The organism is Dyadobacter psychrophilus, assembly GCF_900167945.1.
GTDB classification, from domain to species: Bacteria; Bacteroidota; Bacteroidia; order Cytophagales; family Spirosomataceae; genus Dyadobacter; species Dyadobacter psychrophilus.
On the sequence record NZ_FUZA01000016.1, the window covers coordinates 1 to 14,249 of the forward strand.

At 41.6% G+C, this 14,249-nt stretch carries 13 protein-coding genes; all 13 read left to right on the forward strand.

Features of this window, described 5'->3' with window-relative positions; translation table 11 throughout:
* Positions 1–998: multicopper oxidase domain-containing protein (locus B5X68_RS27590; protein ID WP_082218005.1), on the forward strand; the 998-nt coding region annotated here is incomplete at its 5' end.
* A gap of 148 nt (positions 999–1,146) precedes the next feature.
* Positions 1,147–3,213 carry a copper-translocating P-type ATPase gene (locus B5X68_RS27595; protein WP_082218029.1) on the forward strand — a complete coding sequence of 689 codons (2,067 nt, stop codon included), beginning with the start codon at positions 1,147–1,149 and terminating at the stop codon, positions 3,211–3,213.
* Positions 3,214–3,224: 11 nt separating this feature from the next.
* Positions 3,225–3,395 (forward strand): hypothetical protein, encoded by a 171-nt coding sequence (locus B5X68_RS29050; protein ID WP_170916750.1) that lies wholly within the window; start codon positions 3,225–3,227, stop codon positions 3,393–3,395.
* 143 nt (positions 3,396–3,538) lie between these two features.
* Positions 3,539–5,803 carry a heavy metal translocating P-type ATPase gene (locus B5X68_RS27600; RefSeq protein ID WP_082218006.1) on the forward strand — a complete coding sequence of 755 codons (2,265 nt, stop codon included), beginning with the start codon at positions 3,539–3,541 and terminating at the stop codon, positions 5,801–5,803.
* Between the two features lie 60 nt (positions 5,804–5,863).
* Positions 5,864–6,073, forward strand: a complete 210-nt coding sequence (locus tag B5X68_RS27605; protein WP_082218007.1) for a heavy-metal-associated domain-containing protein — start codon at positions 5,864–5,866, stop codon at positions 6,071–6,073.
* A gap of 125 nt (positions 6,074–6,198) precedes the next feature.
* Entirely contained in the window at positions 6,199–6,807 is a 609-nt protein-coding gene (locus tag B5X68_RS27610; RefSeq protein ID WP_170916751.1) for a DUF305 domain-containing protein, read from the forward strand.
* Between the two features lie 30 nt (positions 6,808–6,837).
* The gene (locus B5X68_RS29575) at positions 6,838–7,182 is read left to right on the forward strand and encodes a four-helix bundle copper-binding protein (protein ID WP_082218009.1); all 345 of its coding nucleotides are present in this window, start codon (positions 6,838–6,840) and stop codon (positions 7,180–7,182) included.
* Between the two features lie 174 nt (positions 7,183–7,356).
* Entirely contained in the window at positions 7,357–7,818 is a 462-nt protein-coding gene (locus B5X68_RS27620; protein ID WP_082218010.1) for a hypothetical protein, read from the forward strand.
* A 763-nt stretch (positions 7,819–8,581) separates the two neighbouring features.
* Entirely contained in the window at positions 8,582–8,965 is a 384-nt protein-coding gene (locus B5X68_RS27625) for a DUF6799 domain-containing protein (protein ID WP_082218011.1), read from the forward strand.
* A 611-nt stretch (positions 8,966–9,576) separates the two neighbouring features.
* Positions 9,577–10,452, forward strand: coding sequence for a hypothetical protein (locus B5X68_RS27630; RefSeq protein ID WP_082218012.1), 876 nt, complete (start codon positions 9,577–9,579; stop codon positions 10,450–10,452).
* 29 nt (positions 10,453–10,481) lie between these two features.
* A complete protein-coding gene (locus B5X68_RS27635) occupies positions 10,482–12,491 on the forward strand; it encodes an FAD-binding oxidoreductase (protein WP_082218013.1) in 2,010 nt (669 codons plus the stop codon).
* A 23-nt stretch (positions 12,492–12,514) separates the two neighbouring features.
* A complete protein-coding gene (locus tag B5X68_RS27640) occupies positions 12,515–13,276 on the forward strand; it encodes a hypothetical protein (protein WP_082218014.1) in 762 nt (253 codons plus the stop codon).
* Complete coding sequence (locus B5X68_RS27645) at positions 13,273–14,043, forward strand: cytochrome c3 family protein (protein ID WP_082218015.1); 771 nt, start codon at positions 13,273–13,275, stop codon at positions 14,041–14,043. Before B5X68_RS27640 ends, B5X68_RS27645 begins: the two co-directional genes overlap by 4 nt.
* Positions 14,044–14,249 lie beyond the last annotated feature (206 nt).

The following is a 14,249-nucleotide window of genomic DNA, read 5'->3' on the forward strand; positions in this document are numbered from 1 at the left end:
AAATGGGTAAAACCGACTCGCTGACTATATTCAATTATGATTTATTGAGCGCGAAACAGAAAACAACCTTTGATAGCTCAAAGCCTGTTAGAACTGTGCATTTAAAGCTGACTGGGAGTATGTTCCGTTATGTGTGGTCTATAAATAACCAAGTACTTTCCCAAGCGGATAAGATTAGTATTAAAAAAGGAGAAGTCGTCAGGTTTGAGCTCGAAAATACCACGATGATGAACCACCCTATGCACTTGCACGGTCATTATTTTAGGGTGCTCAATAAGAATGGTGATTTCTCTCCCTTAAAACACACCTTGGACGTTCCTCCAATGACAAGCATTACAATAGAGTTCGATGCAACGGAAGAAAAAGATTGGTTTTTTCATTGCCACATACTTTATCATATGATGAGTGGAATGGCCCGCGTCGTAACATATGAGGGAAGTAGCCGTGATACTTCTCTGTCCAGATATCCTCTCAAAAATTTATTAAAGGAGGACAAGATGTGGTTTTTTTACGGCAGCATTGCAGCCAAATCACACATGGCCGAAGCCAAGGCGAATTTTATTAATAGAAGTAGTGCTATCCGCTTTGAAGGGAATTATAACTACGGGTCTCAATATGAGGCCAATATCAGTTATGAGAGGTACATCGGAGACTGGCTGCGCCCCTATATTGGCTTTGGTGCTGTAAAACAGCGGTACTACAATATATTCAACGGGGAGAAAACGTTTGAGCAGGATTTTGACTTGCCAGTAATTGGTGTTCGTTACACACTACCATTTTTTGTCGACGCGGATCTTCGTGTAAATTCCAAGGGCCGTGTCCGGTTTGCTTTGGAAGGAGAGGAATGGCTGCTGCCTAAACTGTTTTTTAACTGGCGTATCAACACAGATAAGGAATACCATCTGGATTTGGAATATATGCTTGGCAAATACATTTCCCTATCCGGGGGCTATGATTCCAGGTACAAACTGGGTGGGGGCTTATTAGTAAGGTTCTAATAACGGTGATTTCTTAACAATGTGCCTGGACTTTCCTTTAAGTTGGAATCCTGGCAGCGATAACAAGGTTAACGGGCAGACCAAAGATGTTGCTGCGGCTGCCCACTCAGTGCGTTTAAGGTTCCAGTTTTTAAACAAAATCAAATCAATGGAAAATCACCACCACCATGAGCATCATCCCAAAAAGCCAGCGGAAACCATGCCTTCTATGACTGGATCTTCTCATGAGCACCACGCACCCACTGCGCAGGCTGATGGGCATAGTGACCATGACAAGCATGCAGGACATCACACCGAAGATTTTTTAAAGCGCTTCTGGATTTGTCTGGTCATCACAGTGCCGATCCTTTTACTATCGCATATGATCCAGCAGTGGATTGGTTTTAACTGGACGTTTGCAGGTGATCAATATGTGCTTTTAGCACTAAGTACGATCATATACTTTTATGGGGGCTGGCCGTTTCTGACGGGCCTTGTCAGGGAGCTAAAAAGCAAGAACCTGGGGATGATGACCCTGGTGGCGGTTGCTATTACTACTGCGTATGTGTATAGTGTAGCCGTGGTTTTTGGGCTGGAAGGGATGGACTTCTTTTGGGAGCTGGCTACCTTGATTGATATTATGCTAATCGGGCATTGGCTGGAAATGAAATCGCAGATGGCAGCTTCGCAAGCCCTGGAATCGCTGGTCGCTTTGCTTCCTTCAATGGTCCATGTTGAAAAAGATCATCAGGTAACTGACATCCCATTAAAAGACCTTCGCAGCGGTGATATATTACTTGTCAAACCCGGCGAAAAGGTCCCGGCCGATGGATTGATCCTGGAAGGTAGTTCTTATGTGAACGAAAGCATGCTCACCGGGGAGAGCGTGCCCGTCCAAAAGCAGAAAGACGATAAAGTAATTGGCGGAGCAATCAACGGCGATGGTGTTTTGAAAGTCCATGTTACCGGTGCAGGCAATGAGACTTATCTGCAAAAGGTGATCAACATGGTCAAGACCGCTCAGGGCGCAAAATCAAATACACAGAACCTGGCCGATAAAGTGGCGGGATGGTTAACGCTGGTTTCGATTACGGTTGGGGTCGTTACTTTTATTGTCTGGTATACAAGTGGGCAGAGTTTGGCATTTGCCTTGGAAAGAATGGTTACCGTCATGGTCACATCCTGTCCGCATGCGTTAGGGGTTGCCATCCCATTGGTTATTGCCATTTCGACTACCCTATCGGCAACGCATGGTCTTTTGATACGCAACCGTACCGCTTTTGAAAATGCCCGTAACCTTACCACGATCATTTTCGATAAAACAGGCACATTGACCAAAGGCTCCCATGAAATACAACAGATTATACCAATTGACGAGCAGTTATCAACAGATCAGATTTTGCAGTATGCTGCCGCAGTACAACAGAACTCGGAACATCATATCGCTCATGGAGTCATCAGAAGCTTAAAAGAAAAAGGCTTGCAGCTCTGGGTGTCAACCGATTTCAATTATATGCAGGGCATTGGTGTGACCGGTACCGTAGATGGCAAGAAAGTGGTAGCAGCCGGACCTAATTATTTCAAGCAGGAAAACAAGCCGGTGCCCACTATTCCCGACCAGGTTGATCAGGCGACCGACACGGTAAACTTCATACTTGTTGATGGCAAACTTGTTGGCTTGATCACCTTCGCCGATAGCATCCGCGAAAATGCAGCCCAGGCAATCGCTGAACTGAAAAAGATGAACATTAAAACCTTTCTTCTTACAGGGGACAATGAGAAGATTGCAGAAGCCGTCAGCAAAAAGCTGGGCATGGACGGGTACCTGGCTAATGTGTTGCCCCATCAAAAGCAGGATAAGGTAAAAGAGTTTCAAAATAAAGGTGAGATTGTTGCCATGACCGGTGATGGGGTTAATGATGCTCCTGCACTCGCGCAGGCAGATGTTGGCATTGCTGTTGGTTCAGGGACGGATGTGGCAGCTGAAACCGCCGATATTATCCTGGTAAACAGCGACCCGATGGATGTAGTACAAATGATCACCTTCGGCAGGGCTACTTACAGAAAAATGGTACAAAACCTGGCTTGGGCAATCGGTTATAACGTCATAGCAATCCCGTTGGCTGCCGGTGTGCTATATCCCTCTTTTATGTTAAGCCCTGCGATGGGAGCAGTCCTGATGAGTGCATCCACGATCGTGGTTGCCATTAATGCAAAGCTACTTAGGGTAAATTAAATGCTATGGTTATGACAAATCAACAATTTGATGAGTTTGTTAAGAACAGGCTGGAATCTTTCCGGCCTGTTTACCTGCACAAGGACTGGCTTGATTTAAATGAGCGGCTGGAAAGACATCGAAATAAAATGCCAAGGTCATCCTACACAGCCGGTCGCATTAAAGCAAAGCGGTCAAGGTAAGATCAGCAGCATTTCTCAGTAAGTTGGCTGCACTAAACGTCTTCTGATGAAGTTGAATTCACAAAACTATGCACACCTCATAGCTAATTGTGTAATAAAATCTTATGCGCTTCAGCTTAGTTTTGTATAAATAAATCAAGACAATGGAAGCACTTATTTCAGATAAATCAAGCATTAAAAAAGCTTCGAATAAATATATAAAGAAAACCTTTCCGGTCCTTGGAATGACCTGCGCAGCCTGCGCGGTAAGTGTGGAAAGCATGCTTAAATCCGCCAAGGGAGTCCAGGACGCAGGCGTGAACTATGCAAATCAGACAGCTTGGGCTGAATATGATGATGAAACGATTAAACCCGTTGGCTTGCAAAGTCTAATCCGCTCTGTTGGTTACGATCTGATTGTTGATTCGCAAGACCCACAGCAAGAGCAGCAAGATGCTCAGCTCAGTCACTATAAGCAGTTAAAAAGACGTACGCTCTGGGCTGCCCTTCTTTCTTTTCCTATTGTCGTAATTGGGATGTTCTTTATGGACGCGCTGCCTTACGGCAACTGGATCATGATGGCATTGTCAGCGCCCGTTGTATTTTACCTGGGACGCAGCTTTTTTATGAATGCCTTTAAACAGGCCACGCATGGAAAAGCCAATATGGATACCCTGGTGGCGCTAAGTACTGGGATTGCTTTTGTGTTTAGTGCCTTTAATACGATTTACCCGGAATTCTGGCACAATCAAGGTTTGCACGCACACGTCTATTTTGAAGCGGCAGCAGTTGTAATCGCTTTTATCTCCCTGGGGAAACTATTAGAAGAAAAGGCAAAGTCCAACACGTCATCTGCTATAAAAAAATTGATAGGCTTGCAGCCGAAAACCGTAAGGGCAATCATTGATGGCCTAGAACAGGAAATCCCGATATCAGCGGTAAAGGTTAGCGACATTTTATTGGTCAGGCCTGGCGAAAAAATTCCAGTTGACGGAGAGGTAACAGAGGGCAGTTCGTTCGTTGATGAAAGCATGATCAGCGGGGAACCCGTTCCCGTAAGAAAGAGCCTGGGAGAGAAAGTGTTTGCAGGCACAATCAATCAGAAAGGTAGTTTTCAATTTAAAGCACAAAAGGTAGGAGGTGATACGATCCTTGCCCAGATCATCAAGATGGTGCAAGAGGCCCAGGGAAGTAAAGCGCCTGTTCAGAAGCTGGTTGACAAGATAGCCGGTATTTTTGTGCCAGTCGTGATCGGTATCGCTGCACTGACATTTGTAACCTGGATGCTGGTTGGAGGCGAAAATGCGTTTACACACGCCTTTTTAACTTCCGTTACCGTGCTTGTCATTGCCTGCCCATGCGCACTTGGGCTCGCTACTCCTACCGCCATTATGGTAGGTATAGGGAAAGGCGCTGAAAACAATATCTTAATCAAAGATGCCGAAAGCCTGGAACTAGGCCATAAGGTAAATGTGGTAATCCTGGACAAAACCGGCACCATAACCGAGGGTAAGCCTGTGGTTACTGACATTTCCTGGAATGCAATTAAGGGTGAGCCAAAGATATTCAAGCAAATACTATTTGCAATAGAAGCCCAATCAGAACACCCTCTGGCAGAAGCCGTGACCAGCTTTCTCAAAGAGGAAAGCATTGAAGGTGTAAGCCTGCAGCAGTTTGAAAGTTTAACGGGTTTGGGCGTAAAGGCCAATTACGATGGGACTGAATATTTCGTCGGGAACAAAAAATTAATGGATGAGAATAATATCAGCATCAATAGCGGGCTTTCTTGTGGAGCAGAAAAATGGCAACAACAGGCAAAAACAGTAATCTACTTTGCAAATAACACAGAGGTAATATCAGTCATTGCCATTGCTGACAAAATTAAGGTTACGTCCAAGAAAGCTATTGAAACATTGCAAGACAGAGGTATCCAGGTTTATATGCTGACAGGTGATAATAAACAAACGGCAGCTGCTGTGGCCCAACAGGTTGGATTGAAACATTTTAAGGCAGATGTAATGCCTTCTCAGAAAGCAGATTTTATTAAAGAGCTGCAATCAAAGGGAAAGATAGTAGCCATGGTTGGGGATGGGATCAATGATAGTCATGCTTTGGCTCAGGCAGATGTCAGTATTGCGATGGGTAAGGGATCGGACATCGCTATGGATGTTGCAAAAATGACTTTGATTACTTCTGATCTGAACATGGTACCCAAAGCATTAAAGCTTTCAGGCAAAACAGTTAAGACAATAAAACAAAACCTGTTTTGGGCTTTTATCTACAACCTGATCGGTATCCCAATTGCTGCCGGCCTAATGTACCCCATCAATGGTTTTTTACTTGATCCAATGATCGCCGGAGCGGCAATGGCACTCAGTTCGGTGTCAGTAGTAAGTAATAGTTTAAGGTTAAAGACAGCGAAGCTTTAAAAATTTGCATCAGCAAGAATACGTACTTACAATTAATTCAAATTCAAAACAGACAATTTAATGGAAACTCTAAAATTCAAAACAAATATTAAATGCGGTGGTTGTGTGGCAAAAGTTACATCTGGTTTAAATGAAACCGCTGGAACTGGTAATTGGGATGTGGATATTAATAATCCGGAAAAGATTTTAACGGTAAGCTCTGACGGTAATGAAGACAGTATCATATCAGCCGTGAAAGAGGCAGGCTTTGTTATAGAGAAAGTAGAGTGATCATAATATTTAGATTGTCCTGCATCAAGCAGGTAATGGCATAGTTTTTTTTATTACTTAATCAGCCTGAGAATCAGGCTGATTAAACTTTATTTTAAGACAACCCCATGAAGACAACGTACAGAATGTTAGGACTTGCAGTTCTTATGGCTTTTACCACCGCATGTTCGGACGATAACGATGGTGATGATAAAATCACTATTCAAGCGCATGACCAAAATCAAATGATGACAGTGATGCACGATATGATGGCCGAAATGGAAACGATGAAAGTAACCCAGGATCCCGACATTGACTATGCTACTATGATGAAAATGCATCATATGGGTGCAATAGAGATGGCTGAATTAGAGTTAAAATCTGGAAGCAACAGTGAAATGAAAGCTATGGCGCAAGCCATAATTGATGCTCAGCAAAAGGAGATTGCTACCCTAGACTCATTTCTTGCCAGCGCTACGCCTACAACAATGAATATGGAGTTCCATATGAAAATGATGGAAGGAATGGAGCGTATGGAAAAACAGTCAGATCTTCAGATCATCAATGGCAGCATAGACCAGGATTTTGCCACATTAATGATTGGGCATCATCAAAGTGCCACGGAAATGGCTCAAATGCAATTATTAATGGGTAAAAGTGCTCAGCTGAAAACCTTATCAACGATGATTATTGAGGAACAAAACAAGGAAATTGCAGCGTTCCAGGCATTTTTACTAGCGAACAGAAGTAAATAATTTTTCATATAAAAATAAAAAAAATACCTTATGGCACATCAACAATTCAAAGACTGTATTGATGCCTGTGTGGCATGTGCAGTAGCTTGCAGCCACTGTGCAACAGAGTGCTTAAAAGAAGAACATGTAGCCCATATGGCCAAATGTATCCAGCTTGATCTGGAATGTGCTGCTATTTGCCGCAGCGCGGCAGAAGTAATGAGTTTGGGAAGTAGTTTCAGTGCACACCTATGCAGGGTTTGTGCAGACGTTTGTAAAGCATGTGCCGAAGAATGCGAAAAGCACGCTGAAATGGGTATGGATCACTGCCGGCAATGTGCAGAAGCTTGCCGACGGTGCGCTGAAGCGTGTGAGGAGATGGCCACACCGGTGTAAGGAAGATATTTTATCGAAAAAGTATAACGGATAATCAGTAATGGTTATCCGTTTTTATTTTGGATGATACGGCAATTTGGTTGGATTCCGATCATATTAAAAACTGATCCTTGTCATGTTTATATACTGTATTTTGAGGTAGATTTGTTGAAATCGTAAATATCTGATAATCAAATGAAAACGCAACAATTTATTCTTTTTTTAGCATTTCTTCTTTTTTTAGCTGGAAATGGCTCTTATGCACAAAATTACAAAATGCCAGTACCTTCTATTGATGCAACTGGAAAGATTACTGATGCAAAAGGAAAACACATTGGCTGGGTTACCAGTGATGGGATAATCAAAGATGCAGCAGGAGTAAAAATCGCCCACATCGACGATGCCGGGAATGCAATCGATGCCATAACAGGAAAAACCTCGGGCAAAGCCGCAAAAAACGGCACTTACCTTTATCATGTAAAAAGCGGGGCCATTGACAGCTTAACAGTATCTATCCCTATGAATGGGATATGCGAAGTCAAAGATACAAGTGGAAAAACCGTGCTTTTGGTTCATGAAAATTATAAGCAGTATGGAGCCTGCGCGATGCATTGTCTTCAGATGAAAAGCGCGCACAAAGATATGAAGATGAAATGATTGAAAGTTTGTGATATTTGCCACACCCACATTCAGGTCAGGGATCAGTTTATTAATATGTTAATTGTCTGATAATTAACATATTAACATTTTTCCCGTGAATGGATCGTGTAATAATTAAACTAAAAAAATGTGTTAAATATCATGCAGCATAATAACCAGAATTTTGCAAAGGATATTGGACTTAGTCCAATAGTTTAGACAATATGTGATATATACAACCTTTAAACAGGCTTTTGCAATATTTTTAAAAACAAGCGCACCGATCTTTAACCCATAGTAAATCTAATCATAGTTGCAAAGAAACCTTAGAAGAGAGTTTAAAAACTAAAAAAATGGAAATAGATAATGGTTTCAATTTTTGGAGCAATGCATTTCATGATTTGTGTGGATAGTACTTTTTTCTGGGAGTTTTTGCAGCTCCATACATTATCCCGGTCAGCAAAGTAAGAAAGATTTCCCCTTGATATTTTGAGGAAGCGATTCGGATAAACTTATAAATAGATGCAAAAACTAACAATGTTATTTTTAGCCTTTACTTTCAGTTTAGGCGTAATTGCACAGAATCTGGGAATGGTCATGATAATTTAAACAATAATTCTTCCTACTCAATAACAGAAATCCTTTTGGGAGTAATTTTAATTGTAGTAGTCATCGCATTGGTGATGCGAAGTTTTAATAGTTCCAGAATTGGAAAATAATTGTCGAGTTGTCAAAGAAATAGTAAAATAATTTATTTAAACAGGCAACCATTTACAAAACTATGGAAGCCACAACTTATAAAAAGATGAAAAATTTACTGATGTTAATTATAGCTCTTGCTTTAAGTACCACAGCATTCTCCCAGGCGAAAATGGGCGAAAAAATGAAAATGAATCACAAAATGGACATGAAGAAAGACCACATAATGATGAAGGATGGGCGAATGAAGATGATGAAAAATGGCGAAGAAATTCCTATGGATAAAGAAATGACAATGCAAAATGGTACGAAGGTGATGGCGGACGGGATGTATACAAACAAAGATGGTGCAACAATGACAATGAAGAATGGTGATATGATGGACATGGAAGGAATGATAAGCAAGATGCCATTGAAGGGAAAATCAACCAGGAAAGGTAGAATGGGCAAAATGAAGATGCAGTAATAGAAGAGTTGGAGCAAGGTTCCGTTATAAGTTTACGGTGTCAAAAAATAAAAATGGATAAAGGTGTGCCCATAGCATTTTGAAGGAATACCATTGAAAGAGATCATAATCTTAAGAACATGCTTATTGATAAGCAAAAGCAAAATGGAAGCACCAAAATTTAAATTAAGAATACAATACTGATGATACCTTTTCAATTAGTACGGTTATGTTTGCCCATGATGACAAAACGGATATAACATAAAGTTGGACGAAGAGAAACACGAGATAGACGTCAAGAAATACCATGTAATGATGACCAAATGAAGATAGAAAAAATGGTACATACCTTTAACATCTCAAATGCGGAGCTACTTATAGCTTAACTGTTTCTGCTCCAATGAATGGAACTTGTGAAGTCAAAGATAAAAATGGGAAAACGGTTCTTCTGGTCCATGGGAACTACAAACAATATGGTGGTTGCGCCTTACACTGTCTTCAAATGAAAAACGAACATAATGATATGGAAATGAATTGACACCAAGTAAGTAATTAAGTGAAAGGTATCGTATACAATACAAATTTAATTTTTCGAAACTCATAGTATTTTAAAACAGATAAAAATCATCATTATGGAAACATCAATTTCAATAAGCCGTATTTCTTTTGGTACAGGTTGTAGACTATTTATAGAGAGTAAAAGTACAGGTTTGTCATTAATGGTGGGCTTCATCATTATTTTATTTGCGTCTGCTTTCATCATTGGCTGTAATGGTAGTAATACTAATAATAGTCTAAAAACAGACTCTACTGCACAATCTAACGTGCAAAGGAATGGCGACGTTACTGAGGAAATCCATAAGGGAATGGAAATGATTAAATCCGGCAACGAACTGGTTAACAAAGGGGAAAAAGCCAATGATAAGTCAATGATAGATAATGGGATGGCTGAAATGGATAAGGGAATGCAAATGGTAAAAGCCGGACAAAGTACCATGAATAGGCCTGAACATGAAAATGAAGATATGGATGATAAAATGGCAATGGGTGATAGCATAAAAAAGACAGCAGGAAAAGATATGGATATGAGTGATAACGGAATGAATATGATTCATCAGGGATTAGACGTAGCTAAGTCTGGCAAAATGATTACCCAGCATGCACTAAAAAACAAGGATAAGCCGATGATGCAAACCGGCATGAGTATGATGGATAAAGGTATGGCGATGATTACCATGGGTAAAGAAATGATGGGAAAAGACAGCAACGTTATGGCCGATAAACCCATGTCTGATGATATGGATATGATGGATAAAGGCATGGATATGATGGATATGGGCAAAGGTATGACCAGCAAAGCTATGGGACCAGCAGATAAGCCCATGATGGATGATGATATGGATAAGGGTATGGATATGATGGACAAGGGCATGGACATGATGGGAATGGGCGCAGATAAAATGAAAAAAGACAAAAAACCAATGCCTATGAAGGATGATGATATGTAATTTTAATAGACGACCATAAATATTCTACGATGAATTTGTTCCGTTGTATCATTTTTACTGCTCTTTTCTGCATAATTTTTACTGTTTTTGCATTTTCCGCTATTGCACAAACTGCTGATGAGCATGCAGGCCACCATCCCGACAAAGTAGCAGCAGATACTGCTGCTTCAATGAATAAGATGGCAAATGCAAAAGATGCCAGCGGTGCCACGAAGGATATAGGTGCTGGTAAGAAAGCCAGTGGAATGGGGGCAGGCATGGGCGATATGATGAAGGATATGGGCAAGCCTACCAATAAGGAAATGTATCCTACACTGATGCAGGCAAATGAGCTCACCCCGGAAAAACGTATTGAAATAAACCAGTTAGCAAATAAGCAAATTACCGAAGGTAATGCCTTGCTGGATATAGGTTTAAAACAACTTTCAGGTGCCACCCGTTTGCAGGATCTGGAGGCTATGAAAGAAGCAAACCAACAGATGCACCGCGGACAAATGATGCTGGAAAGCGGCCTGGAAGGCCAGCGGGCATTAGCAGAAAGTATAGACCCACGCCTTACAGCTTTACAATGGTTTAACAGGGAAATGAACCTTAATGCCATCGAAAATGCAAAAAAGCACAGTTTTATGGGGCTTTCCTGGTTTCATTACATCACCATGTTTTTGCTCACCGCGTTTGCAGTAACGATGGTTTGGATGTATTTCCACAAAATGAAACGTGCCAATGCACTTGTTGAAAAATTATCGGGCAATCCAAAAGAGGATGTACCACCACCAGGTTCGGATAAATCAGGTGCAGCATCTGCCGCAGATAAACCGGGCACTATTCCGACTGCTTCCCCTGCTGATAAAGCCGGAGCACCACCTGCTGTAAATCCCGATAGTGCACCATCAAAACCAAATTCATGGACAGGTACTTTGCTTGTTGCAGAAATTTTTTTAGAAACGCCCAATGTAAAAACTTTCCGCCTTACAGAACCAGGAGGTAAAAAAATCCCCTTTAATTTCCTGCCCGGCCAGTTCATTACAGTAACCATTAATCCAGCGGGTGTACCTGTAAAACGTTCGTATACGATTGCTTCCTCGCCCACACATACAGAATATTGCGAAATAACGGTTAAGCACGAAGAGAAGGGAACGGTTTCGCATTATATGCACAACGAAGTTCATATTGGAGAATTAATGCAGTTTACCGGGCCCTCTGGCAAATTCACTTTTACAGAAACACATGCAGACAGCGCTGTATTCATTGGTGGTGGCGTAGGATTAACGCCAATGATGAGTGCCGTCCGTTATTTGACAGACCGCTCCTGGAAAGGTGAAATTTATTTTTTCTTTACATGTAAGAATGAAAGCAGTATTATTTTTCGAGAAGAACTATTATACCTGCAAAAACGCTACTCTAATTTACATGTGTTTTTTGTACTTAGCCAACAACAAGGCGAGGCCGGGGTTGACTTTATCCCCGGTCATATTACTAAAGAAATAATAACAGAACGAGTGCCGGATATTATATCCCGTATGATTCACATTTGCGGGCCAAAACCCATGATGGATGCGGTAAAATTGATGATGGATGCGTTAAAAGTGCCTAAGGAAAATGTGATGGTAGAGGTATTTGCCGGCCCGCCACCAGCAGCTAAAACGCCGATACAACCAACTGGTGCTCCTGTAAAACCACCAGAGGGAAGTGAAGCAGCGCAGCCAGCTGCCACACCTGAAGAAGGAAAAGCTGCGGTGTCCCAGAATAAAGAACCTGCTTCACCTGAGCAAGATAAGGGTGGGGTGGTCACGTTTGTCAAATCAAATAAAACAGCAGTACTTACAGCGGATAAGTCGGTACTCGAAGCATCGGAAGAGGCCGGCGCTAACATCGATTATTCCTGCCGCGTTGGAACATGCGGTGTGTGCAAAATAAAGTTGATTTCAGGTATGGTGACCATGGCCGTAGAAGATGCATTGACAGAGGAGGATAAGGCGGAAAATATAATTTTGGCTTGTCAGGCAAAGGCAACCGAAGCTGTTTCAGTTGATGCTTAAATTTTTACGAAAGGAATACATAAATGAAACGGGAACGCACCATCATGGTCTCCATGCTTATACTACAACTTATTTTGTGGTTAGGCTTTTTGGTGCATCAGTCTCCACGGTTTGCAGGTAGCCTTACCGGTGGCATACTGGCAATTACAGCCGCTTTGCTGATGATTGTGCCGCCTCTTTTATATTCAGCCACCAAACGGATACCTTTTTTTAAAGAAAAAATTACAAAGCGTATTTCAATGGGCACATTACTTACCTGGCATGTTTATACAAGCATCGTTGGTGCCATTCTTGCTATACTCCACACGGGCCACCGATTCGAAAGCAATCTTGGTATATGGCTTACCGTAATGATGATGCTTACGGTATTAAGTGGTTTTACAGGAAGGTATTTTCTTAGTTATTCATCAAAAGAAGTCAATGAGAAACAAGCTGAACTCAACCTTTTGGCTACGCAATACAACCAGTTAATTAATGAGATAGGTAAGCAACCAGAATCAGGGGCGAGTCATGTTGTCTCCAATAATTTGATAAGCCGTGCCTTCAACAGCTTTGTAGGCACTCAGGGTATTGCTACAGATCCTAAATCCCTGCTATCGCACCGGGCTTTGCTTTTGACTGAGTCCATTGCGGATCTTGAATATGCTATTAAAACACACGAATTACTAAAACGAAGAACAGCCCGATGGTTAAAAATCCATATCATCACATCTTCTGCGTTTTATATTTTACTGATACTGCATATTTGGTCAGCCATTTATTTTGGGTTAAGATATCTTAGATGAAAAAATTAATTGGCATACTTATTCTTATATTTTACATAGCGGTAGTTTCTCACTACGGTAATTTTGATTTTACAGAAAAAAATAGCTGGCAAGCACAAGCAAGTCCAGGTAAATTGTCTTCTGCCCATGAAATGCTTTCAGCCAATTGTGCAACCTGCCACACGGCTACAATGGGTGTCGACAATGCAAAATGTATCACCTGCCATGGCGATAACAAGGCCTTACTAGAGCGGCAGCCCACTGCTTTTCACGGTGTGATCGGCAATTGTTCCTCCTGTCATATTGAACACCAGGGCCCAGATGCGAATTTGCGGGTGATGGACCACGAGGCAATGGCGCTTCTTGGTGAAAAAATAATTGGCGATGAAAAAAAATCTTTTCAGTTAGATGAATCAATCATACCGGCTGACCACCCGCTGGTTTCAGATCAGATTGCAAAACTTAATTGTGCCACCTGCCACGGCACAAAAGATAAGCATCTTGGTTTGATGGGCAATAATTGTGCATCCTGCCATGCCGCTACCCAGTGGACAATTCCTGAGTTCCAGCATCCGTCGGTACTTTCTATTAATTGTTCCCAATGCCACCAGGCTCCGCCGAGCCACTATATGATGCACTTCGAAATGGTTTCTAAAAAGGTTGCCGCCCGAAGTGATGAAAAAGGGAACGGTTGTTGCGAAGCTGTTTTAGTTAATCAATGTTATTCTTGCCATAAAACAACTTCATGGAATGATATCCAGGGAGTGGGTTTTTATAAACACCATTAAAACACATTGAATAAGCATCTGCTATACTTCATCAAACCAATGAAATGAAAATAATCGACTATAGTCAAATGCTAATCGATGGCCAATGCTATCTGAGCTTTATGGCGCTGTGGATGCGCCAATGCTAGGAAAAAGCCTAATGTAAAAAGCGGTATTGAAAAAATCGAAGGCACCATTGGTAAGCCCTGAAATTGCTGCTGCTATTT

Bases quoted from the DNA above. Each gene is read 5' to 3' on its own strand.
- B5X68_RS27595 (WP_082218029.1), top strand. From the start codon at position 1,147: ATGGAAAATCACCACCACCATGAGCATCATCCCAAAAAGCCAGCGGAA.
- B5X68_RS29050 (WP_170916750.1), top strand. From the start codon at position 3,225: ATGACAAATCAACAATTTGATGAGTTTGTTAAGAACAGGCTGGAATCT.
- B5X68_RS27600 (WP_082218006.1), top strand. From the start codon at position 3,539: ATGGAAGCACTTATTTCAGATAAATCAAGCATTAAAAAAGCTTCGAAT.
- B5X68_RS27605 (WP_082218007.1), top strand. From the start codon at position 5,864: ATGGAAACTCTAAAATTCAAAACAAATATTAAATGCGGTGGTTGTGTG.
- B5X68_RS27610 (WP_170916751.1), top strand. From the start codon at position 6,199: ATGTTAGGACTTGCAGTTCTTATGGCTTTTACCACCGCATGTTCGGAC.
- B5X68_RS29575 (WP_082218009.1), top strand. From the start codon at position 6,838: ATGGCACATCAACAATTCAAAGACTGTATTGATGCCTGTGTGGCATGT.
- B5X68_RS27620 (WP_082218010.1), top strand. From the start codon at position 7,357: ATGAAAACGCAACAATTTATTCTTTTTTTAGCATTTCTTCTTTTTTTA.
- B5X68_RS27625 (WP_082218011.1), top strand. From the start codon at position 8,582: ATGGAAGCCACAACTTATAAAAAGATGAAAAATTTACTGATGTTAATT.
- B5X68_RS27630 (WP_082218012.1), top strand. From the start codon at position 9,577: ATGGAAACATCAATTTCAATAAGCCGTATTTCTTTTGGTACAGGTTGT.
- B5X68_RS27635 (WP_082218013.1), top strand. From the start codon at position 10,482: ATGAATTTGTTCCGTTGTATCATTTTTACTGCTCTTTTCTGCATAATT.
- B5X68_RS27640 (WP_082218014.1), top strand. From the start codon at position 12,515: ATGAAACGGGAACGCACCATCATGGTCTCCATGCTTATACTACAACTT.
- B5X68_RS27645 (WP_082218015.1), top strand. From the start codon at position 13,273: ATGAAAAAATTAATTGGCATACTTATTCTTATATTTTACATAGCGGTA.